This window comes from Bradyrhizobium sp. USDA 4011 (assembly GCF_054063415.1).
Genome location: NZ_JBSSGG010000001.1, coordinates 2524100 through 2545440, shown reverse-complemented (window position 1 = coordinate 2545440; position 21341 = coordinate 2524100). Strand labels below are relative to the sequence as shown.

Genomic DNA, 21341 nt, shown 5'->3' with positions numbered 1-21341 from the left:
CGCCTCTGTTTTCTTCGGATGAGCAGATGTTCCGCAGACTGATGATGTGCGGCGCCGCGCTGCTGCTGATGGCGGTCGAGGTGCAGGCGGAGACGATCGAGCAAAAGGTGCAGGTCTGCGCCGGATGCCACGGCGAGGACGGCAAGCCCGTCGACAAGACCATTCCGACGATCTGGGGCCAGCAGGCCGGCTATCTCTATATCCAGCTGCGCGATTTCAAGCGCGGCGACCGCAAGAGCGAGATCATGCAGCCGATCGCGACGCAATTCGAGCGCGACGACATGCTGGCGATCGCGGAATATTATTCGCAGAAGCCATGGCCTGACCTCGGCCAGCCGCGCGCGCCCAGGGATGTCGCGGAGAAGGCGGTCAGCGCCAGCGCTTCGGTCGGCTGCCCGGCCTGCCATCTCGATCGCTTCCAGGGCGACGGCACGGTGCCGCGGCTCGCCGGGATGGGGCGGGATTATCTTGCCAGGACCATCGCCGATTTCCGCACCCGCGCGCGCGGCAACAATCCCGGCATGTCGGACCTGATGCTGGCGACGTCGCCCGACGACCTTGCCGCGCTGGTGGAGTATCTGGCGGGGCTGTAGCGGCGGGTCGCCTCAGCGCGGCGTCAGCTCCTCGCGCAGCCCCGACAGGATGGTGAGATCGGCGGCGTGCTTGCCGGCCTTGTCGGCCAGCGCCGCATCGGCGCCGCGGGCGAGCAGCGCTTTCGCAATCGCGGGATGGTTGCCCTCGGCGGCGATCATCAGCGCCGTGCGACCGCGGGCGTCGCGTTCGTCGACCCTGGCGCCTGCGTCCAGGAGATAGGAGACGACCTCGAGCGCCTGCGCCTCTGGCACGGCCTCATCCGGTCCGGCCGCCCACATCAGCAGCGTCAGATCGTTGGCATAGCGCGCGTTGATGTCGATCTCGAGCGCAAGCAGCTGCTTGACGATGCCGAGTTGACCGCCGGCCGCCGCATACACCACCGGCGGCTTGCCGGTGTCGTCAGCCTTGCGGCCGTCGGCGCCGTGCGCCAGCAGCATGCGCACCACCATGTCCCGGCCGGCATAGGCGGCGGCCGCGACCGCCGAAGCGCCGCTGCGTCCGGTGAGGTTGACGTCGGCGCCGCGCTCGATCAGGCGCTGCACGATCGCGACATGGCCGCGCTCGGCCGCAAGATACAGCGCGGTCGATCCCGCGAGGTTGCGTGCATCGACCGGCGCGCCGCGGGCCAGCAGCAGGTCGACCATGTCGAGATGGCCGGAGCGGGCGGCGTGGCTCAGCGGCCTTGCGCCGAGCCGGTCCCGCGCATCGACCGAGGCGCCGCCATCGAGCAGCGCGGTGGCGAGATTGATGCAATCGGCATTGGCCGCCGCGAACAAGGTCAGCGAGATTTCGACTGCGCTGAGCTGCGCCTTGTCGGTCTCGTATTTGCGGATCAGCTCGCGACACCGTGCCGGGTCGGCCGCCGCGAGGCTGCTGTGGATACTGCCTGCAACAAGCAGCGCGGCAAGGGCGATGCGGCGATACAAGACGTGTCCTCCGTATGGGCTGCTGACAGCATCGCCATTCGGATTGAGCGTCGCATGATCCTTCGTTGCTGCCAAGCTGCGCAGCCGCGCGAGAACACGATGACATTATGTGGAATAGCGAGCGCGACCGCGCTGCGCTCCCTCGCCCCATTCTTATGGGGAGATGGGGTGAGGGGTCTCTCAGCGCATGCGAAGCCGGACGGATGCGCGGAGACTCCCCCTCACCCGGAACGCATCTAGCGATGCGTTCCGACCTCTCCCCGCGTGCGGGGCGAGGTGCAGCAGAGCCCGTTGCCTGCTCTAGCCGGTCTGGCCGGTGCTCGCATGTGCGACGGCGCGCGCGACATTGGCGATCACCTCGTTGCACTTCTCCATCGGAGCACTTGCCCCGGTCAGGTAGACCGTCACCACGATCGGCTTGCGGCCGGGCGGCCAGAACACGCCGATATCGTTATAGGTGCCGCGCTCGCCGGTGCCGGTCTTGTCGCCAACCCGCCAGTCGCGGGGCACGCCGGCGCGCAGCCTTGTGTCGCCGGTCTTGTTGGCGACCATCCAATCCACGAGCTTCTGGCGCGAGGCGGCCTGCAGGACGTCGCCGATCACCACGCGCTGCAGACTCTTCAGCATCGCGACAGGGCTCGTCGTGTCGCGCGGATCGCCCGGAACGGCTTCGTTCAGCGCCACCTCCCAGCGATCGAGCCGGCTGACATTGTCGCCGATGGTGCGGAAGAAGCTGGTGAAGCCGGCAGGCCCGCCGATCTCGCGCAGCAGCAGGTTGGCAGCGGTATTGTCGCTTAGGGTAATGGCGGCCTCGCAGAGTTCGGACAGCGTCATGCTCGATCCGACGTGTTGCTTGGCCACCGGCGCATAGGCCAAGATGTCCTTGGCCTCGACCTGCACGCGCTGATCGAGGCTGGATTTACCGCGGTCGACCCGGTGCAGCACCGCGGCCGACGCCAGTGCCTTGAAGGTGCTGCACATCGGGAACCGCTCGTCGCCGCGCTGGCTCGCGCGCAATCCGGTCTCCATGTCGAGCGCGGCGACGCCGAGCCGGCCGCTGGTCGCAAGCTCGATGCGTGCAAATTCCTCCTGCAGCCGCCGCGCCGGTTCGCCTGGTCCCGCCGCTGCGCTCTGTCCAGCCGCGGCGCTCTGTCCTGCCGCGGCGCTTGGCCGCGGCAGGGTGCAGGTCACCGCAAGGCCCAGCGCGCGCAATCCGAATGTCCGTCTCGTCAGCATGTCTCGTCTCCGTTGGCGGCGCGAAACTGCCGGGCGGCGTGACGGCGCACAAACAATCATTTATACAACGAGGCATGAGGAAAACTTGGTCATGACGCCGTGCGCCGGCATCTCCCGCTGAACGCGCTGCGCGCCTTCGAGGCGTCGGCGCGGCTTCTCAGCTTCACCCGCGCGGGGCTGGAGCTGCGCGTGACGCAGACCGCGATCAGCCACCAGGTCAAGCAGCTCGAGGAGCTCCTCGGCGCGAGCCTGTTCCGCCGCCTGCCGCGCGGGCTGGTGCTCACCGACGAAGGGCTGGCGCTGCTGCCGGTGCTGACCGACACGCTCGACCGGATCGGGGCTGCGATCGACCGCATCGAGGCCAAAGGCACGCGGGAGGTCGTCACCGTCGGCTGCGTCACGACGTTTGCGACCGGATGGCTGCTGCAACGGATCGATCGCTTCAAGCGCGCGCATCCCTATATCGACCTGCGCCTGCTCACCAACAACAACCGCGTCGATATCGCGGGCGACGGGCTCGATCTTGCGCTGCGCTTCGGCGACGGCTCCTGGCACGGCACCGAGGCGATCCATCTGCTGTCCGCGCCGCTCTCGCCGGTGTGCTGCGCCGACGTGGCGGGCCGGCTGCGCAAGCCGTCCGATCTCGCGCAGGAATTCCTGCTGCGCTCCTACCGCGCCGAGGAATGGCCGTTGTGGTTTGCGGTGGCCGGCGCGCCATGCCCGAAAATCCAGGGACCGATCTTCGACAGTTCGGTGGCGATGGCCGAGGCCGCCGCGCGCGGTGTCGGCGTCGGGCTGGTGCCGACAGCGATGTTCAAGAACGAGCTGGCGTCGGGCCGGCTGCTGCGGCCATTCGCGGCTGAAGTCCCGGCGGGGTCCTATTGGCTGACCTGGCTGAAGTCGCGCGAGGTGACGCCGGGCATGCGCGCGTTTCGCGACTGGTTGCTCGATACGTTGCGGGCGGAGGCAGATGAGAGCGAGCAGGCGAGGAATGCGCCCGCTTCACGGCCGAAGGCAAACACCAAGGCCAAACCAGGGGCCAAGGCGAACGCCGTGAAGAAGCGGACGCGCTAATCTTCGAGCAAGGCTCTTTACACCGTCATCCTGAGGAGCCGCGAAGCGGCGTCTCGAAGGATGTACGGCCCGGCTGGTGGCCGTCGACCCTTCGAGGGCCGCCAAAAAGGCGGCCACCTCAGGGTGACGGTGAGGGAGTGGGGAGCACCGACAACTTGTTGCAGCGGCACGCCCTACGCCAGATGGCACGCCACAGAATGCCCGTTGCTGCCTTCGCGCAGCTCCGGCGCGCTCTGGCGGCAGCGCTCTTCTGCGATCGGGCAGCGGGTGTGGAAGTGGCAGCCTTTGGGCGGATTCATCGGGCTCGGCACGTCGCCCTTCAGCCGGATGCGCAGCTTTTTCGCCTTGGGATCCGGCACCGGCACCGCCGAGAGCAACGCCTTGGTATAGGGATGCTGCGGATTGCGGTAGAGATCGCTGGCCTTGGCGAGCTCGACGATGCGGCCGAGATACATCACCGCGACGCGGTCGGAGATGTGTTCGACGACAGAGAGATCATGGGCGACGAACAGGTAGGTGAGGTTCAGCTCGGCCTGCAGATCCTCGAGCAGGTTGATCACCTGGGCCTGGATCGAGACGTCGAGCGCCGAGACCGGCTCGTCGCACACGATCAGCTTCGGCTCCAGGGTCAGCGCGCGGGCAATCGCGATGCGCTGGCGCTGGCCGCCGGAGAATTCATGCGGATAGCGCCGCATGTGCTCGGCCTTCAGCCCGACCTTGACCAGCAGGCGCGCGACGCGGTCCTCGCGCTCGCTGGCCGAGGTCACGAGGTTATGGATGATGAAGGGCTCGGCGAGGATCGCGCCGACCGTCATGCGCGGGTTGAGCGAGGCGAACGGGTCCTGGAACACCAGCTGCATGTTGCGCCGCATGGCGCGCAGGTCGCCGCCGCCGAGACCGATCACGTTCTGGCCGTCGAACACGACTTCACCGGAGGTTGGCTCGATCAGCCGCAATACGCAACGCCCGGTGGTCGACTTCCCGCAACCGGATTCGCCGACCAGCCCCAGCGTCTCGCCGCGGTTGACCGCAAACGACACGCCATCGACCGCATAGACCTGGCCGACCTCGCGCGACAACAGGCCGCCGAGCACCGGAAAGTGCTTCTTCAGATTGCTGACGCGCAGCAGCGGCTCGCTCATGACGCGTCTCCGAGGTGGCAGGCCATGCGATGGCCGGGCGCGATCTCGCGCAGCCGCGGCTCCTCGTCGATGCAGATGCTCATGGCGTGTTTGCAGCGGGACGCAAAACGGCAGCCGGGCGGCGGGTTGATCAGGATCGGCACCGAGCCGCCGATCGCTTCCAGCCGGGTCTTGTGCTCGGCGTCGAGATCGATGCGCGGGATCGAGCGGATCAGGCCCTGGGTGTAGGGATGGCTCGGATTGCCGAACAATTCGTCGACCGGCGCCTCTTCCACCACCTTGCCGGCATACATCACGACGACGCGCTGCGCGGTCTCCGCGACCACGCCCATCGCGTGGGTGATCAGCATCACCGCCATGCCGAGGCGCTCCTTCATGTCCTGCAGCAGGTCGAGGATCTGCGCCTGGATGGTGACGTCGAGCGCGGTGGTCGGCTCGTCGGCGATGACGAGCTTGGGCCGGCAGGCCAGCGCCATCGCGATCATCACGCGCTGGCGCATGCCGCCGGAGAACTGGTGCGGATAGTGATGCACGCGGCCCGCGGCATTGGGGATCTGCACCAGCTTCAGCATCTCGATGGTGCGCTCGAGCGCCTGCTTCCTGGTCACCGCCTCGTGGCGGCGCAGGCTCTCGGCGATCTGCTCGCCGATCGTCAGCACCGGGTTGAGCGAGGTCATCGGCTCCTGGAAGATGAAGCCAATCTCCTTGGCCCTGATGTCGTCGAGCTGATGGCTGGTGAGCGGCGCCAGATCGCGGCCCTCGAACATGATCTCGCCCGCGACGATCTTGCCCGGCGGCATCGCGATCAGCTTCAGGATCGACATCGCCGTGACGGTCTTGCCGCAGCCGGATTCGCCGACCACGCAAAGCGTCTCGCCGCGGTTGACGCTGATGTCGACGCCGTCGACCGCCTGGACGATGCCGTCGTCGGTGGTGAAATGGGTTTTCAGACCCTTGATGTCGAGCAGCGCCATCAGATCACCTTGCGCGCATCGAGCGCGTCGCGCAGCCCGTCGCCGATGAAGTTGATGGCGACGACCGCGATGAAGATCGCGCCGCCCGGAAACAGCGCCCAGTGCGGGCCGATATCGAGAAAGTCCTTGGCGTCATAGAGGATGCGGCCCCAGGTCGGCGTATCCGGCGGGAAGCCGAGGCCGAGGAACGACAGCGTCGATTCCGCGATGATCGCGGCGGCGACGTCGATCGTGCCGGCGATGATCACGGGTCCCAGCGCATTGGGCAGGATGTGGCGCACCACCTGCCGCACCGGGCTCGCGCCGAGCGCGCGCGCCGCCTCGACGAATTCCTTTTCGCGCAGCGACAGGAACTGGGCGCGCACCAGGCGCGCGACCGGCATCCAGCGCAGGCCGCCGATCACAAGCACGATCAGGATGAAGATGCCGCCCTCCGGGCCGAACACGGCCTTGAGCCCGTCGCGGAACAGATAGATCAGCATCAGGAGCAGCGGCAGTTGCGGCAGCGACAGGAACAGGTCGGTCAGCCACATCAGCGCATAGCCGAGCGCGCCGCGCGACATGCCGGCGAGCGCGCCGATCAGCGTGCCGACGAACACCGAGACCAGCATCGCGGCGAGGCCGACCGCGAGCGAGATGCGGCCGCCATAGATCATGCGGGCGAGCAGGTCCTGGCCGAGATCGTCGGTGCCGAACGGATGCGCCAGCGAGGGGCCCTGCATGCCCGCCACCACGTCGATGTCGCTCATCGAGACGCGCCAGACGAACGGGCCGATCACGATGGCTGCGATCAGCAGCAGCAGCAGCACGGCGCTGACCACGGCGGGCCGGTGCCGGCGGTAACGCCGCCAGGTTTCGCGCCAGGGCGAGTAGCCGCGCCGCTCAGCGGAAGGAGATGCGAGGGTCAAGCCAGCCATAGAGGACATCTGCAATCAGGTTGAAGAGCACCACGAGACACGCGAACACGAAGGTCACGGCCATCACGACCGGCGTATCGTTGGCGAGGATGGAGGAAATCAGCAGCGAGCCGATGCCGGGAATCCGGAAGATCTGCTCGGTGACGATGGCGCCGCCGAACACGGCGGGCATTTGCAGCGCGATCAGCGTGACGACCGGGATCATCGCATTGCGCATCACATGCTTGACGATCACCTTGGCCTGCCCGAGCCCCTTGGCGCGCGCGGTGGTGACATAGTCGAGCCGGATCACGTCGAGCATCGCCGAGCGCACGAAGCGGGTCATCGACGCCGCCTGGAACAGGCCGAGCACCATCACCGGCATGATGGCCTGCCGGATCATCTCCAGCAGCCAGGGGATGCCGCTGCCGGGCACGTCGGTGTAGACGAAGGGCAGCCAGTCCAGCTTCACCGAGAATACCAGGATGAACAGGATGCCGGTGAAGAAGGTCGGCAGCGAGAAGCCGATGAAGGCGAAGGTGTTGGCGAGTTGGTCGAACAGCGAATAGGGCCGGGTGGCGGCATAGACGCCGACCGGGATCGCGATCAGCAGCGCCAGCAGCTGCGCCGAGCCGATCACGTAGAGCGTGGTCGGCAGCCGTTGCAGGATCAGCGTGTCGACGTTGATCCGGCTGACAAAGGAGAAGCCCCAGTCGCCCTGCGCCATCGCCGCAAGCCAGTGCAAATAGCGGAGGTAGATCGGATCGTCGAGGCCGAACTTGGTGCGCAGCGCGGCCTGTACCTCGGGCGGCACGTTCGGATTGGTCGCGAGCTCGCTGAACGGATCGCCCGGCGCAAGCGCCAGCACGACGAACAGCACGACCGAAATCCCGAGCAGGCTCGGGATCGCGATCATCAGACGGCGCAGGATATATTGACTCATCGAGGGATCATCTAACTAACGCTCGCACCTTGAGCACGTTGATCTTGCTTCCAGTCGAAAGCCGAGCTTCACCTCGCCCCCGTGCGGGGAGAGGTCGGAATTCAAGCACAGCTTGAATTCCGGGCGAGGGGGATTCTCCAAGAACTCATCTCTCACGGTATTTGCGGTTGGAGCCTCCCCGAAGAACGGGGAGAGGGAGAAGATGCACCCACTCAACTCCGAACCCGTCCCCGTGTCTCAGGTTTCACGATACCAGTCTTGCAGATTGTCGGTTTGGTTGGCCCAGCCGGAGAGCGCGGGCCGCACCGTGTTGGAGCAGGCTTCCACTGCAAGCCGATGCATCACGGGGATCATCACCGTGTCCTGCCACATCAGATCGTTGCACTTGATATAGAGATCCGCGCGCTTGATCGGATCGGTCTCGGTATCGGCGGCATCGACGGCGGCGTCGAAATCCTTGTTGACCCAGCGCGGGAAGTTTGGTCCCTGCCACTTGTTCTCCTTGGTGGCGACGTTGCGCGAATGATAGCGGCGCATGTGCAGGGCCGGATCGGGTTGCGTCATCGGGATCTGGAACATCTCGATATCGGCATAGAAGTGCGAGTAGGTGTCGGGGTTGGCGACGTCGGAGGAGAAGAACACCGAGGCCACCACCGATTTCAGCTCGACGTCGATGCCCGCCTTCTGGCAGGCCTGCTTGACGATCGCCTGGGTCTTCTGCCGCGGTCCGTTGATCGAGGTCTGGTACAAAAGCTTCAGCTTCTTGCCGTCCTTCTCGCGGATGCCGTCGGAGCCCGCCTTCCAGCCGGCCTGCTCGAGCAGTGCGCTCGCCTTCTCGACCGAGAACTCCCATTTGGTGTTTTTGGAGACGAACTCCTCGGGGCCGTTGAGATAGTTGGCGGTGGTGCGGCCGGCGCGGCCGTAGATCACTTTCTTGATGGAGTCGCGGTCGACCAGCAGCGCGAGCGCCTGGCGCACGCGCGGGTCGGACAGGATCGGATGCTTGGTCTTCATCGACGAGCGTTCGCCGTCGACCTCGGTGTTGGGGTCGGTGAAGTTGATGGCGATGAACTCGATGTCGCCGCCGACGGCATAGAGCGTCTTGCCCTTGCCGCCCTTCTCCAGCCGCAGCAGCACCTCGTCCTCGACCTGGATGTTCCAGGCGAAATCATATTCGCCGGTCTGGATCACCGCGCGGGCCGCCGACACCGCGTCACCGCCGCCCTTCATCTCGATGGTGTCGAAATAGGGCCGGTTCGGCATGTGGTAGTCTTGATTGATCTCGCCGCGGATCAGGTCGCCCGGCTTGAATTCGATGTACTTGTAGGGGCCGGTGCCGACCGGCTTCAGATTGGTCGGCGCCTCGCGCGACTTGCCGCCCTTGAATTCCGCGAACAGGTGTTTCGGAATGATGCAGCCATAGGCGCCGACGAACGCGTTGGCCCAGAACGGCGTCGGATCCTTGAACTTGATGCGGATCGTGAGGTCGTCCACCTTCTCCACGGTCATGCCGGCGTAAGTCGCGCTCGAGACCGCGGCCGTCGCGGGGTCGCTGGCATATTCCCAGGTGAAGACGACGTCGTCGGCGCTGAACGGTTTCCCGTCATGCCATTTGACGCCGGGTTTGAGTTTCCAGACCACCGATTTGGCATCGGCGGCGAGTCCGCCGTTCTGGATCGAGGGAATCTCGGCGGCGAGGATCGGGTTGAGATGGCCGTCGACGTCCCAGCTGGCCAGCGGCTCGTAGAAGATGCGCGAGCCGTCCTGGTCCTTGGTGCCGGTGGCGAAATGCGGATTGAGCAGGGTCGGGCCCTGCCACCACAACAGCTTCAGCGGACCGCCGCCGCCGCGCTTGGTCGGCTTGTAGGGGTTGGGGCTCTGCGCCATCGCGACGCCGCCGATCGCCAGAATCTGGTTGGCCAACGGCGCGGTGAGGCCGACGGCAATCATTCGCTTGACGAAGGCGCGGCGGTCCATCCGTCCGTCCCTTACGTCGTCGATCATCCCGCGCAGATTGTTGTCGAACATTGTCCCCTCGGTCCGGCTCACGTGTGATTGCGGCGGGCCTTGGAACCGGCCGCCGTGCTGGCGGCAGATGGCACACCGAATGACCGCGAAGGTCAACGCCTCCCGAGGTTCAGCGACTAGGTCTTTTGGCTATCGCTTGTGCAGAACCGCTCCGCGCCGCACATCGGTTCGGCATTTCGGTGCCAAAGCGCGCCTGCGCGCGCCTCGCAGTGCGGAAAATTTGTTCGTTATCCTTTGTTCCGAGATGCTTTTTTGTCACGCGCGAGCGTTTTCGAGCGAGCGGATGCCGACTCGCGTGACGAAGATGCGTCAAACCAAAAAATCCAGAGCCCCCGCTCCGATCCAATCGGATCAGGATAGGCGCTGGCCGGGCCTCGCATCGACGCGCAGGCCCGGCTGCAGATGCGGCGCTCAGGCGACCGACATGTCCAACGGCGGTGCAACATTCGCCGGCAGCGGACTGACATAGGGCGTCCGGGTGGTCCGCTTCTTGAGGTCGGCCTTGGCGGCCGCGATCAGCTCCGGCTCCATCAGCGCCTTGACGCCGAGGCCGGCCATCGCCTTGGCGGCCTGCACCATCGCCTTGTGCGCGGCCGGCGTCTTGCCCTGCGCCACAACCTGCCAGGTGTGGAACGGCGTGCCGATTGCAACCGTCGGTGCATGGACCTGCACCGTCGGCACCACCCAGCTGACGTCGCCGACATCGGTCGAGCCGATCAGCGGATTGCGCTTGGCGTCGATCGGGACCAGGAAATCGGCCAGCGGCTGGTCGGTCGGCTCCATGCCGATCGCATAGTAGACCGAGGCGATGTCCTTGTCGGTCAGGGTCGCGCGGATCTTGCCGGCGAAATCCTTGTCGGCATCGTCGAAATGCGGCGGGCCGAGATCTTCCATGATCCGGTGCAGGGTCTGCTCCAGCGGGGTGTTGGGCAGGATGTTGGAGACCGCGGAGATGATCTTCATCTCCATCTTGGTCTCGGTCATCAGGGCTGCGCCCTGCGCGATCTTGTGCACGCGCTCGACCAGCTCGTTCATGCCGGGCAGGTCGCGGGCGCGGATCGAGTAGCGCACGCGGGCATGGGCCTGCACCACATTGGGTGCAATCCCGCCGGTGTCGAGCAGCGCATAGTGCACCCGGGCATCGCTCGGCATGTGCTCGCGCATGTAGTTGACGCCGACATTCATCAGCTCCACCGCATCGAGCGCGCTGCGGCCGAGATGCGGCGAGGCGGCCGCATGCGAGGTCCGTCCGGTGAAGATGAAATCGGCACGGGTGTTGGCGAGCGACGGCGTCACCGCCACCTCCCAGAAACTGTGCGGATGCCAGGTGATGGCGATGTCGGCGTCCTCGAACGCGCCACTGCGCACCATGAAGGCCTTTGCCGCGCCGCCTTCCTCGGCCGGACAGCCGTAGTAGCGCACCCGGCCCGGCACCTTGTTGGCGGCGAGCCAGTCCTTGACCGCGGTCGCCGCGAGCAGCGCGGAGGAGCCGAGCAGATTGTGGCCGCAGCCATGGCCGTGGCCGCCGCTCTCGACCGGACGAGGTTCGGCAACCCCGGCCTCCTGGCTGAGACCGGGCAGGGCGTCATATTCGCCGAGGAAGGCGATGACCGGGCCGCCCTCGCCCCATTCGCCCATCACCGCGGTCGGAATGCCGGCGAGGTTCTCGGTGATGCGGAAACCCTGGTGGCGCAGCTCGGCCAGATGTTCGGCGGATGAGCGCGCCTCGGTGTAGCAGACCTCGGGCATCGCCCAGACCCGGTCGCTCAATTCGATGAAACGCGGCTTGATCGTGTCGATGCCACGCCAAACATCACTACGGTTGTCCATTTGCTCCGGTCCCTCAACTAAGGCAATCTGAAGCGCGAAAGGCTAGCAGCTTGGCATGATGTCGCCTAGCGCCGGCCGGCAGATCAGCTGTTCCGCAACGTCACGTCTCGGTGTGGTTTTCTCTCGATCATGGCATGGTCATCGCATGACGCGCCGCCTCGCGTTACAATCCGGCGATGAGTGATTCAATTCCGTCTCTGCTACCTAGAAACTCGGGCCACCAGTTCGTGATCTATGCCGACGCCTGTTCCGGCGTTCCCGGCGCGCTGCATGAGCGCACCTTCGCGTCGGTGAACAATGTGGCCCGCAGTTCGGTTCAGCATCGAATGCGGTGGTTATGGGCTTTCGCCAGGACGACGGAGGGATAGGTCTCAAGCCGTCGGAATCAAACTTGTACGTCCCCCCTCACAAATTGATCACCCCGCGCCGCGCCGCATGCGCGACGGCGTCGGTGCGGCCGGTGGCGTCGAGCTTGTCGAGCAGGGAGCCGACGTGAAACTTGGCGGTGTGGACCGAAATTCCGAGCCGCTGCGCGATCATCTTGTTGGATGCGCCTTCGGCGAGCAGCGCCAGCACGTCGAGCTCGCGCGGCGTCAGCTCGAAGTCGCCGCCGCCCGCGGTGTCCCGGTTGCGCGCGACGAGCGTCGCCGTCGCCTGTTCGCCCGGCGCGGCAAGCCGCAGGCCGGTGACGCTGCCGAGCAGCGTCGCCAGCCGGTCGGCCAGGGCGGGGTCGTCGATCTCGAGTGCGATGATGATGTCCGAAGTGGGCTCACTGCTCACGTCTCGGGCCTTTCGCCGACCGTCACCTTGAAGTTCAACGGCTCGCCGCCGCGATGTACGGTGAGCTCGACGACGCTGCCGACGCTCTGCGGCCCGAGGCCGCGCGACAGCGCCCGCACGCCCGACAGTCTCTCGCCGTTGACGGCAATGATCACGTCGCCCTGGCGGATGCCGGCGGCAGCTGAGGGGCCGGCCTTGTCGACATTCATCACCATTGCGCCGAGGCCGTCGTCGAGACGGACCGGCTGCAGCCCGACGCCGAGATATCCGCGCGCGATGCGGCCGCTCTTCTCGAGTTGGGCTGCGACCCGCTCGATGGTCGCAGACGGGATCGTCAGCACGCGGCGCGGGCCGAGTACCGCCATGCCGAACGGCACGCCCGCGGCATTCAGCGCAAGCCCGCCCTGCTGGCTGTGCCGCAGCCGGACGTCGAGCTCGATCCTTGCGTCGATCTCGCCGCCGCGCAGGCTGCGCCAGGCGCCACCTGACCGGGAGACCATGCCGAGCCGCGCGATCGGCGCGCCGCGGTCGGCCGCGACGATCGCCGCGAGCGATCCGAGCGTGGGGATTTCGCTCGACAGCTCGATCGGCGCAACGTCGCCGTCGACGCGCAGCAGCGCGACGTCGGTGGTGTGGTCGCGTCCGGCGACGGTGGCTTGCCTGCGGCTGCCGTCGGCAAACTGGATTTCGATCTCGCCCTCGTCGGCGAGCGCTTCGTCCGCGGTGACGATCAGGCCGGTCTTCCAGACGAAGCCGGAGGCGCGCGCGCGATGCGAATGCACGGAGACGATCGCAGGCGCAGCGCGCGCAATGGTCTCGGAAAGGGCTGACGACAGCGAGGCGAGAGTGGTCGGTTCGGTCATGGGAAACTCCGTTGGCTTCCCCCAATCTGGGATGTTGCGGCCGGCGGTGAAACTGGCCGGATGGGCAGGGCCGGACGGGCCGATCGGAACTGCCGCTCAGCTCAACCGGTGCAGGGTCGCCTTCGGGCTTTCGCCGAACTTGGCGCGGTAGGCACTCGCCATGCGGCTCAGATGGGTAAAGCCGAGATCGAATGCAATATCGACGATGCGTTCGCCCGGCCGCGCCGTCTTGAGGCGGGCGTTGAGATGGGCGAGGCGGATGTCGAGCAGCATCTCGGAGACGGTGGTGCCGAAGTGACGACGGAAGCCGAGTTGCAGCGCGCGGACACCGGTGCCTGCGATCTCCGCAAGCTCGGCGAGATCCAGCGGCTCGGTCGCGCGGGTCTCGAGATAGGCCCGCACGCGCTTCAGCGCCGCCGGCTGGGCCTCGGCGCGGCCGTTGAAGACATCGATCGCCGAGCTCAGGCTGTGCCGCTGCTCGTTGAGCAAAACATTGAGAAACGACTCGCGCCAATCGGCCGCCGCGACCGCAGACAAGCTCTTGTGCGGCCCGATCTGCTCGGCTGTCGTCACGAGCTGCTCGATCCTGGCCGAGAGCGCCTGCCCGAACGGTCCGCCCAGCGCGACGGCCGGATCGAACTCGACCGGCCGGACCGCCACCCCGCCAAGCGCTGCGGCGCGATGCTCGACCAGCTTGCGGTCGAGCAGCACGATGAGCTGGGCGCAGTCGTCGCGCCAGGTCATCTCGGTTGGAATGGTCGGCGACAGCAGCGAGGCACAGTGTTGCGGCCCGGTGGTGAGCTCGCGCGCGGCGGTCCGCACCACGGCCGAGCCGGACAGCGGCATCTGCAACAGGAAGAAGCGGTCGAGGCAGCCCGGATTGATTGCGACCGATCCGCCATAGGCGACATAGTTGACCGAGAACCCGTCGAACCCCGCGCAATTATGGTGCGCGCAGAAATCGCGCTCCGAATGATCGACCGGCGTCAGATCGTGCGGACAGAAGATGCGCCCGATCGCTTCAGCCGCGTCGTCGACACGCGCGGTCGCGACGCGCGCGAAATCCTTCAGCCTTGCGCTTGTCGAACTGGCCCTTGCCGAAACCTCGTTGCCAACAGCAATCACGCCGGCCGTCCGGAGTTGTTTGAGGTCTAAAACATCATGCAGCCTAGTGCATCCGTCGGCAAAGGGGAACGCCGTTTCGTCGCGCAAACTGCCCGATCGGCGCGCAGGCAGATGCGGCGCCATTGGGCACAGGCTTCCGGGCTCGACGCTGCCGCATTGCAGCATGGTCGCGCCGGCTGCGGATTCGTTTATCGGCTAGACAGCCGCACCGGCTGGCGACAGGCTCAGTGTCGGCAATACGCATCCAAAACTGGAGAGGCTGATATGGGCGCGCTCGAAAAAGGCATTACCCGAACCGGCACGGGCTACGGCGGCAAGACCTGGAATATCCTGGGCCAGGTCTATTATCCGAAGGCGGTCACCGACTCGACCTTCGCGTTCGAGACCAACAGCGATCCCGGCCAGTTCGTGCCGGTGCACATCCACCCGACCCAGGACGAGTTCATCCTGGTGCAGGAGGGCGTGCTCGACCTCAAGCTCGACGGCGTCTGGGTGCAGGCCAAGGCCGGCGACCTCGTGCGCATGCCGCGCGGCATTCCGCACGGCTATTTCAACAAGTCGGACAAGCCGGCGCGGGCGCTGTTCTGGGTGTCGCCGATGCAGAAGCTCGAGGCGCTGTTCGAGAAGCTGCACAATCTGCAGGACCCCGTCGAAGTGGTGCGCATTTCCGCCGAGCACGAGGTGGACTTCCTGCCGCCGGAAGCCAACGAGTAGGCCGGCGGCCAGCAGACAATAGGCACGCGAGGCGGCAATCGCCGGAGCAGGCTCCGGCGATCGCGGGGATGCGCGCACTTACGAAATTGCACCTGTTCATTCATCGCGGAGACGTTTCATGGTCAAGCAGAAGCATGTGTGCGTCATCGGCGCCGGCATTTCCGGGCTCGCCGCCGGCAAGGCCTTTGCCGGTCGCGGTCACAAGGTGACCATCATCGAGCGCAGCGGCGATCTCGGCGGGGTCTGGGAGCCGGCGCGCTCCTATCCCGACGTGCAGACCCAGAGCCCGAAGGAGCTCTATCGCTACACCGACAAGGCGATGCCGGAATCCTATCCGGAATGGCCGAAGGGTCCGCAGGTCCATGCCTATCTGCGTGACTATGCCCGCAGCCATGGGCTCGACGGTGCGATGCGCTTCAACACCAGGGTCGAGAGCATGATGCGCCGCGCCGACGGCAGACCGGGCTGGACGCTCGCGCTGCGCTCGAGCGACGGCGCGACCGGCCATGAGGATTTCGACTTCGTCGCGGTCTGTACCGGGCAATTCAACGAACCGCAGACGCTGCCGCTGCCCGGCGAGGACAGCTTCAAGGCGCAGGGCGGCCAGATCCTGCATTCGTCGCAATACGGCGACCCCGATCTCGCCAAGGGCCGCAAGGTGGTGGTGCTCGGCGGTTCGAAATCGGCAACCGACATCGCGGTGAATGCGGTCAATTCAGGCGCCAGCGAAGTCACCATCGTGTTTCGCGAGCCGGTCTGGCGGATTCCCTATTTCGTCGGTGGCCTCGTCAACTTCAAGCGCATCCTCTACATCCGCGCGCAGGAGCAGATGTTCGCGAGCTGGGGCATCGGGCCGATGGCGCGCCTCGCGCATGTCGTGGCAAAGCCGTTCGTCTGGGCGAACTGGCGCGGGCTCGAGAGCATGCTGAAAATGCAGCTCAAGCTGAAGCAATGCGGCATGGTGCCGAAGGAGCGGATCGAGGACGGCGTCAACTGCTCGGTGCCGATCGCGACCCCCGGCTTCTATCCGATGGTTGCCGATGGCCGGATCAAGGCGGTGCAGGGCACCTTCGATCACTATGACGGCAAGACCATCGTGATGAGCGGCGGCCAGCGTGTCGCGGCCGACGTGGCGGTGCTCGCGATCGGCTACAAGCTCGGCGTCCCGTTCCTCCCTAAGGAGTATCAGGACAAGCTGGTCGAGCCCGACGGGCAATACCGGCTCTATCGGCTGATCGCCAACCCCGATCTGCCCGACATGGGCTTCGTCGGCTTCAATTCGAGCTTCTGCACCGTGCTGTGCGCCGATCTCGCGGCGAACTGGCTGGTACGCTACGCCGACGGCCAGCTCGCGCGGCAGCCGAGCGCGGCCGAGATGCATGACAACATCGCGATGATGCTGAACTTCAAGCGCGTCGAGCGGCCGGCGGCGGGCGTCTATGGTGGGCTCTGCGTCGCGCCCTATCACTTCAAGCATTTCGACGAACTGCTGGCGGACATCGGCACCAAGGCGTCGCGCCGCAACCCGCTCGTCGAAAAATTCACGCCGCCGGACGCGGACGCCTATGCGCGCTTCCTTGCGACCGCGCCTGAATACAAGGCGGTGGCCTAAAGCGTGAAGAAATAGGTTGTGCTGATGCGGCATCGCAGGTTTGCCTCTCCCCGTTGGGGAGAGGTGCAGCCGCTCTCGTGCCGATGTGGTTCAGTCGCGGCCGGCGTCGAGGAAGGCTTGCGCCAGGCGCTCGGGATTTGAGAAGCACAGCTCATGGCTGCCCGGCACCTGGACCAGGCGGAACAGCCCGAGCTTCTCCGACAGCCGCGGGTGCCAGGGCAGGCCATGCGGCATCGCGGTATCCTCGGTGCAGTTGACGTAGGATTTTGCGATCGGCATCTCGGCCGGATTGGTCCGCAGCGCGATCTTGTCCTGAAAGGTCTTGAGCGGATGCGGATTGAGCTGGTCATAGGCCTGCTGCGCCGTCTCGAGATCGGCGTCGTTGATGAAGGCCTCGCGCCAGATCGGGAACGGCAACACCACCGAGCCATCGCCGCGCTCGGCATGGATGGCATCGAACAGGCCGACATAGTGCGGCGGCACCATGTCGTTCAGACTCTCGCCATTGTTCGGCACGAACGCATTCCAGTACACCAGCCGGCGGATGCGATTGGCAGCGGCGTCGGCGACACCCGTGATGACCATGCCGCCATAGCTGTGGCCGACCAGCACGATGTCATTCAGATTGTGTTCGGCGAGGTAATCCACGATCGACTGGATGGCCTCGGCAAGGCCGGAGTCCTTGCGGTCGCCGGGCCGGTTGCCCTTGATGGTCGGGGTGTGGACGACGTGGCCGGCCTTGCGGATCGCAGCCGCAACCGGCTCAAACTCGGCGCCGGTATGCCAGGCGCCATGGACGAGAACATAGGTCGACATGTTGTACCTCCCTGTGTGATTTGGTCAGATCAATTGCGCGGTTCGGACGGCCGGGGATACGCGCTGACGTCATGCGGTTCCTGATGGATATTGACCCGAGGCTATGGAACGCGCTTGGCTGTAACCGAACCGGACTGGACTCGGAGTGAACTGATGCAGCAAATCGCCGCCGCGGATCGCTCGCGCAGGCTGAGCTGGAATACCGCGGACACACGGCCGGGCGAGCAGTTCGCCTATTATCGCGAGGCGATCTGCCAGGCCTTCATGAACCTGACGCCGGAGCCGCCGGCGACGCCGGGCTTCATCGCGCGGGTCGAGACCGTCGGGCTCGGCGACAGCGCGGTCAATCGGGTCAGTTTCCCGGAGCATGTCGTGCGGCGCTCGGCCGCCGACATCGCCGCGTCAAGCCGGCGCTGCTACTACCTCAACCTGAAGCTGGCCGGCCGCTGCCGCATCCGGCAGGCGGGTCGCGAGATCAGCCTGTCGCCGGGGCAGGTCGGAATCTTCGACAGCGGGCAGCGCTTCTCGCTGCTGCACGACCGCGGTCCCGCGCTGCAGGTCGCCTCGTTCTGGGTGCCGGCCGAGGCGCTCGATGAACGGCTGCCGTCGGCGCCGGAGGTCGCACCGGCGCGGGTCTCCGACGATCCGTTCGTCGGCCATCTCATCGCCGAGACGGCACAAGTGCTGAACAATTCGGCGCTCCGGGTGTCCGATACGGACAACGCGCGGCTGTTCGGCGTGCTGCTCGACCTGGTCGCGCTCAGCCTGTCGCGGTCCGGTCGCGCGGGCGTTCCCGAGAGCGCAGGTCTTGCCGATGCGACCTGGCTCGCGCTGCGCCGCGCCGTCGACCGCAGGCTGCGCGAGCCCGGGCTCGCTGTTGCCGCCGTCGCCGCCGCGATCGGCATCAGCGAGCGCTACGTCCACAAACTGTTCGAGCGCGCCGGGACGACATTCGCGAGCTACGTGATGGACCGCCGCCTCGACGGCGCCGCACGCGACCTGAAGGATCCGGCGGTCGCCGGGCGCGCGATCGGCGACATCGCGTTCGACTGGGGCTTCTCCGATCTGTCGCATTTCACCCGGCGCTTCCGGCATCGCTTCGGCTGCACGCCGCGGGACTGGCGCCGGGGCTAACGCAATTTTCGGAAATCACGATGTCACAATCATTCATCTATCAAGTCAGTCCGATGCGGGTCGTGTTCGGGACCGGCACCGTCGCGCAGTTGGCGGACGAGCTCGATCGGCTCGGCATCAGACGTGCGCTGGTGCTGGCGAGCCGGCGGCAGCAGGCTGAGCTCGGCGATCTCGCTGATTTGACCGGCGGCCGCATGGCGGGCGTTTTCGACGGCGCCGTCGTGCACACGCCGGTCGCGGTGACCGAACGTGCGATGCAGACGGTCGGCGAGTTGAAGCCCGATGGCGTGGTTGCGATCGGCGCAGGTGCCGCGACCGGATTGAGCAAGGCGATCGCGCTGCGCACCGACCTGCCGCAACTGATCGTGCCGACCAGCTATGCCGGCTCCGAGATGACGCCGGTGCTCGGCGAGACCGTGGACGGCGTCAAGACCACGCAGTCGTCGCCCAAGATATTGCCGGAGGCCGTGATCTACGACGTCAACCTGACTCTCTCGATGCCGGCAAAGTTCTCCGCGATATCAGGCCTCAACGCGATCGCACATGCAGCCGAAGCGCTGTATGCGCGGGACGGCAATCCGATCACCTCGCTGATGGCGGAGGAGGCGATCGCGAAACTCGCGTCATCGCTGCCGGACGTGATCGCGCGGCCGCGCGACCCCGACGCGCGTTCGGATGCGCTGTACGGCGCATGGCTGTGCGCGGTCTGTCTCGGCACCGTCGGCATGGCGCTGCACCACAAGCTCTGCCACGCCGTCGGCGCGCTGTTCGACCTGCCACATGCCGAGACCCATGCGGTGCTGCTGCCGCATACCATCGCCTACAACACGCCGGCCGCGCGCGATGCGATCGGCCGCGCCGCGCGGGCGCTCGGGGTTGCTGATGCGGCCGACGGCCTGTTCGATCTGTCGGCAAGGCTCGGCGCGCCGCGTTCGCTGGCCGAGATCGGCATGCCTGAAGACGGCATCGCAAAGGCGGCTACACTTGCCACCAAAAATCCTTACTGGAATCCGCGGCCGGTCGAAGAGCGCGGCATTAGCGATCTGCTCCGGCGCGCGTGGTCGGGCGCGCCGCCGCGGGCCGGATAGATCAAACCCCGATGGCGTTGCGCGCGATCACGTCGCGATAGAACGCCGCGCTCAGTTTCGGCACCCGCGCCTGGGTCTCGAAATCCACGCGATAGAGGCCGAAGCGCTTCGCGTAGCCGAAGATCCATTCGAAATTGTCCATCAGGCTCCACAGGAAGTAGCCGTGGACCGGCACACCGTCGGCGGTCGCGCGCTGCAATTGAGCGAGGTAGTTGCGCAGGAACATGATGCGGTCGAGGTCGTAGATTTGCCCGTCCGGCTGCACCTTGTCCTCGCCGGAGGTGCCGTTCTCGCTGATGTAGATGCTCTTGATGTTCCAGAGCTTGGCGGCAATCCGCGGCGCCCAGTAGATCGTCTCCGGCGCGATCCGCAGCCAATCCGAACTCATGTGTGGGAACGAGCCCGGCATCGGTAGCGGCTTCCAGCCGGGGGCTTGGTCGGTGGCGAGGACATAGCAGTGCGGCGCGTAGATGTTGAGCCCGACGAAATCGTTGGGCTGCGCGATGATCTTCAGCTCCTCGGCGGTGAATTTGGGCGCATCGGCGCCGGCATATTGCAGGAAGCCTTCGGTGTACTTGCCTTCGAGAAGGACGCCGAGGAAACCTGCATTGAGCTCGCGCGTCGCGATCTCGGTGGCGCGGATGTGCTCCGGCGTGTTGACCGCGGGCACGCAGGCGGTGATGTTTTCGGCGGGGCCGACCCGCGTGCCGGGCCGGCCCTTGGCGCGGATCGCCTGCACCGCGAGCCCGTGCGCCAGCGCGACATGGTGGCGCGCCTGGTTCACCTCGGCTGGCGGCAGCGTCAGGCCGGGCGCGTCGATGCCGAGCGCATAGCCAAACGGGAGGAAACGCCCGACCTCGTTGAGGGTGAAGATGTTCTTCACCCGGTCGGTCAACCGCTGCGCCACGTAGCCGGCGTAGTCGCCGAACGCCTTCGACGTGTCCCGTGAGCGCCAGCCGCCGACGCGGTCCTGCAATGCCTGCGGCAGGTCCCAGTGATAGAGCGTGGCGTAAGGCTCGATGCCGTTCGCGAGCAGCTCGTCGACCAGGCGGTTGTAGAAGTCGAGGCCCTTCGGATTCGGTATGCCGGTGCCATCGGGGAACACCCGCGGCCAGGCGATCGAGAAACGGTAGGCCTTGGCGCCGAGCTCCTTGATGAGGCGGATATCGTCCTTGTAGCGGTGATAGTGGTCGTTGGCGCGATCGCCGGTCGAGCCGTCCTCGATCTTGCCCGATGTATGGGTGAATGTGTCCCAGATCGACCGGCCGCGGCCGTCCTCATTGACCGCGCCTTCGACCTGGTAGGACGAGGTCGCGGTGCCCCAGACGAAGCCGGCCGGAAAGTTTGCGCCGTCAGGCCGCGGAGCGCGGTTCGCGGCCTGACCCGGGGCCGACAGGCCCAGCGCCGAGAGGCTTGCAAGGCCCGCAAACTGCCGGCGCGAGAACTTACCGAACATTATTGTCTCCCGTGGCCGGCCGCTGCGGCTGGAATGCCAGCCGCAGGTTAACCTTCCACCCTGCCGTTGAGCAACAACGGCCGAGAGGCCGAGGCGCGGTAGCGAGCGGC

The 21341-nt window shown here is 66.3% G+C and carries 19 protein-coding genes; 6 read left to right on the top strand and 13 right to left on the bottom strand.

The window, feature by feature from the left end:
* The first annotated feature begins 26 nt into the window (after nucleotides 1-26).
* The gene (locus tag ACVW1C_RS11935) at nucleotides 27-593 is read left to right on the top strand and encodes a c-type cytochrome (protein WP_456758579.1); all 567 of its coding nucleotides are present in this window, start codon (nucleotides 27-29) and stop codon (nucleotides 591-593) included.
* 12 nt (nucleotides 594-605) lie between these two features.
* Here the strand turns inward: ACVW1C_RS11935 and ACVW1C_RS11930 are convergent, their stop codons facing one another.
* The gene (locus ACVW1C_RS11930; protein WP_456758578.1) at nucleotides 606-1520 is read right to left on the bottom strand and encodes an ankyrin repeat domain-containing protein; all 915 of its coding nucleotides are present in this window, start codon (nucleotides 1518-1520) and stop codon (nucleotides 606-608) included.
* A 300-nt stretch (nucleotides 1521-1820) separates the two neighbouring features.
* Nucleotides 1821-2756 (bottom strand): class A beta-lactamase, encoded by a 936-nt coding sequence (bla, locus tag ACVW1C_RS11925; RefSeq protein ID WP_456758577.1) that lies wholly within the window; start codon nucleotides 2754-2756, stop codon nucleotides 1821-1823.
* A gap of 99 nt (nucleotides 2757-2855) precedes the next feature.
* On the opposite strand from bla, the gene ACVW1C_RS11920 reads away from it, so the two are divergent.
* Nucleotides 2856-3830: a LysR substrate-binding domain-containing protein gene (locus ACVW1C_RS11920; RefSeq protein ID WP_456758576.1), complete on the top strand. Its 975-nt coding sequence runs from the start codon at nucleotides 2856-2858 to the stop codon at nucleotides 3828-3830.
* A gap of 173 nt (nucleotides 3831-4003) precedes the next feature.
* Here the strand turns inward: ACVW1C_RS11920 and ACVW1C_RS11915 are convergent, their stop codons facing one another.
* The 9 genes from ACVW1C_RS11915 to ACVW1C_RS11875 all read right to left on the bottom strand — a co-directional run bounded on the left by ACVW1C_RS11915 (nucleotide 4004) and on the right by ACVW1C_RS11875 (nucleotide 14411).
* Entirely contained in the window at nucleotides 4004-4972 is a 969-nt protein-coding gene (locus ACVW1C_RS11915; RefSeq protein ID WP_207832411.1) for an ABC transporter ATP-binding protein, read from the bottom strand.
* Complete coding sequence (locus tag ACVW1C_RS11910) at nucleotides 4969-5949, bottom strand: ABC transporter ATP-binding protein (protein WP_456763057.1); 981 nt, start codon at nucleotides 5947-5949, stop codon at nucleotides 4969-4971. Before ACVW1C_RS11910 ends, ACVW1C_RS11915 begins: the two co-directional genes overlap by 4 nt.
* A complete protein-coding gene (locus tag ACVW1C_RS11905) occupies nucleotides 5946-6863 on the bottom strand; it encodes an ABC transporter permease (protein ID WP_456758575.1) in 918 nt (305 codons plus the stop codon). Before ACVW1C_RS11905 ends, ACVW1C_RS11910 begins: the two co-directional genes overlap by 4 nt.
* Nucleotides 6829-7785 (bottom strand): ABC transporter permease, encoded by a 957-nt coding sequence (locus ACVW1C_RS11900; protein ID WP_092116606.1) that lies wholly within the window; start codon nucleotides 7783-7785, stop codon nucleotides 6829-6831. Before ACVW1C_RS11900 ends, ACVW1C_RS11905 begins: the two co-directional genes overlap by 35 nt.
* Nucleotides 7786-8022: 237 nt before the next feature.
* Nucleotides 8023-9813: a peptide ABC transporter substrate-binding protein gene (locus ACVW1C_RS11895; protein WP_456758574.1), complete on the bottom strand. Its 1791-nt coding sequence runs from the start codon at nucleotides 9811-9813 to the stop codon at nucleotides 8023-8025.
* Nucleotides 9814-10224: 411 nt separating this feature from the next.
* Nucleotides 10225-11643 carry a M20 family metallopeptidase gene (locus ACVW1C_RS11890; RefSeq protein ID WP_456758573.1) on the bottom strand — a complete coding sequence of 473 codons (1419 nt, stop codon included), beginning with the start codon at nucleotides 11641-11643 and terminating at the stop codon, nucleotides 10225-10227.
* A gap of 405 nt (nucleotides 11644-12048) precedes the next feature.
* Entirely contained in the window at nucleotides 12049-12423 is a 375-nt protein-coding gene (locus tag ACVW1C_RS11885; protein WP_456758572.1) for a response regulator transcription factor, read from the bottom strand.
* Nucleotides 12420-13286, bottom strand: coding sequence for a S1C family serine protease (locus ACVW1C_RS11880; protein WP_456758571.1), 867 nt, complete (start codon nucleotides 13284-13286; stop codon nucleotides 12420-12422). Before ACVW1C_RS11880 ends, ACVW1C_RS11885 begins: the two co-directional genes overlap by 4 nt.
* A 96-nt stretch (nucleotides 13287-13382) precedes the next feature.
* Complete coding sequence (locus ACVW1C_RS11875; protein WP_456758570.1) at nucleotides 13383-14411, bottom strand: AraC family transcriptional regulator; 1029 nt, start codon at nucleotides 14409-14411, stop codon at nucleotides 13383-13385.
* A gap of 264 nt (nucleotides 14412-14675) precedes the next feature.
* Between ACVW1C_RS11875 and ACVW1C_RS11870 the strand changes: the two genes are divergently transcribed.
* A complete protein-coding gene (locus ACVW1C_RS11870) occupies nucleotides 14676-15125 on the top strand; it encodes a cupin domain-containing protein (RefSeq protein ID WP_173638340.1) in 450 nt (149 codons plus the stop codon).
* 118 nt (nucleotides 15126-15243) lie between these two features.
* Complete coding sequence (locus tag ACVW1C_RS11865; protein WP_456758569.1) at nucleotides 15244-16737, top strand: flavin-containing monooxygenase; 1494 nt, start codon at nucleotides 15244-15246, stop codon at nucleotides 16735-16737.
* Nucleotides 16738-16827: 90 nt separating this feature from the next.
* On the opposite strand, the gene ACVW1C_RS11860 is transcribed toward ACVW1C_RS11865, so the two are convergent.
* Nucleotides 16828-17553 carry an alpha/beta hydrolase gene (locus ACVW1C_RS11860; RefSeq protein WP_456758568.1) on the bottom strand — a complete coding sequence of 242 codons (726 nt, stop codon included), beginning with the start codon at nucleotides 17551-17553 and terminating at the stop codon, nucleotides 16828-16830.
* A 153-nt stretch (nucleotides 17554-17706) separates the two neighbouring features.
* Here ACVW1C_RS11860 and ACVW1C_RS11855 point away from each other — a divergent pair, with 153 nt between their 5' ends.
* Nucleotides 17707-18687 (top strand): helix-turn-helix domain-containing protein, encoded by a 981-nt coding sequence (locus ACVW1C_RS11855; RefSeq protein WP_456758567.1) that lies wholly within the window; start codon nucleotides 17707-17709, stop codon nucleotides 18685-18687.
* Nucleotides 18688-18707: 20 nt separating this feature from the next.
* Nucleotides 18708-19775 (top strand): maleylacetate reductase, encoded by a 1068-nt coding sequence (locus ACVW1C_RS11850; RefSeq protein ID WP_456758566.1) that lies wholly within the window; start codon nucleotides 18708-18710, stop codon nucleotides 19773-19775.
* Between the two features lies 1 nt (nucleotide 19776).
* On the opposite strand, the gene ACVW1C_RS11845 is transcribed toward ACVW1C_RS11850, so the two are convergent.
* On the bottom strand, nucleotides 19777-21231 hold the full coding sequence (locus tag ACVW1C_RS11845; protein ID WP_456758565.1) for a GH1 family beta-glucosidase: 1455 nt from the start codon (nucleotides 21229-21231) through the stop codon (nucleotides 19777-19779).
* Nucleotides 21232-21341: the final 110 nt, after the last annotated feature.

Excerpts from the sequence above, each read along its gene's own strand:
- ACVW1C_RS11935 (WP_456758579.1), top strand. The coding sequence starts at position 27 with ATGTTCCGCAGACTGATGATGTGCGGCGCCGCGCTGCTGCTGATGGCG.
- bla (WP_456758577.1), bottom strand. The coding sequence starts at position 2,756 with ATGCTGACGAGACGGACATTCGGATTGCGCGCGCTGGGCCTTGCGGTG.
- ACVW1C_RS11915 (WP_207832411.1), bottom strand. The coding sequence starts at position 4,972 with ATGAGCGAGCCGCTGCTGCGCGTCAGCAATCTGAAGAAGCACTTTCCG.
- ACVW1C_RS11905 (WP_456758575.1), bottom strand. The coding sequence starts at position 6,863 with ATGGCTGGCTTGACCCTCGCATCTCCTTCCGCTGAGCGGCGCGGCTAC.
- ACVW1C_RS11900 (WP_092116606.1), bottom strand. The coding sequence starts at position 7,785 with ATGAGTCAATATATCCTGCGCCGTCTGATGATCGCGATCCCGAGCCTG.
- ACVW1C_RS11895 (WP_456758574.1), bottom strand. The coding sequence starts at position 9,813 with ATGTTCGACAACAATCTGCGCGGGATGATCGACGACGTAAGGGACGGA.
- ACVW1C_RS11890 (WP_456758573.1), bottom strand. The coding sequence starts at position 11,643 with ATGGACAACCGTAGTGATGTTTGGCGTGGCATCGACACGATCAAGCCG.
- ACVW1C_RS11880 (WP_456758571.1), bottom strand. The coding sequence starts at position 13,286 with ATGACCGAACCGACCACTCTCGCCTCGCTGTCGTCAGCCCTTTCCGAG.
- ACVW1C_RS11870 (WP_173638340.1), top strand. The coding sequence starts at position 14,676 with ATGGGCGCGCTCGAAAAAGGCATTACCCGAACCGGCACGGGCTACGGC.
- ACVW1C_RS11865 (WP_456758569.1), top strand. The coding sequence starts at position 15,244 with ATGGTCAAGCAGAAGCATGTGTGCGTCATCGGCGCCGGCATTTCCGGG.
- ACVW1C_RS11860 (WP_456758568.1), bottom strand. The coding sequence starts at position 17,553 with ATGTCGACCTATGTTCTCGTCCATGGCGCCTGGCATACCGGCGCCGAG.
- ACVW1C_RS11855 (WP_456758567.1), top strand. The coding sequence starts at position 17,707 with ATGCAGCAAATCGCCGCCGCGGATCGCTCGCGCAGGCTGAGCTGGAAT.
- ACVW1C_RS11850 (WP_456758566.1), top strand. The coding sequence starts at position 18,708 with ATGTCACAATCATTCATCTATCAAGTCAGTCCGATGCGGGTCGTGTTC.
- ACVW1C_RS11845 (WP_456758565.1), bottom strand. The coding sequence starts at position 21,231 with ATGTTCGGTAAGTTCTCGCGCCGGCAGTTTGCGGGCCTTGCAAGCCTC.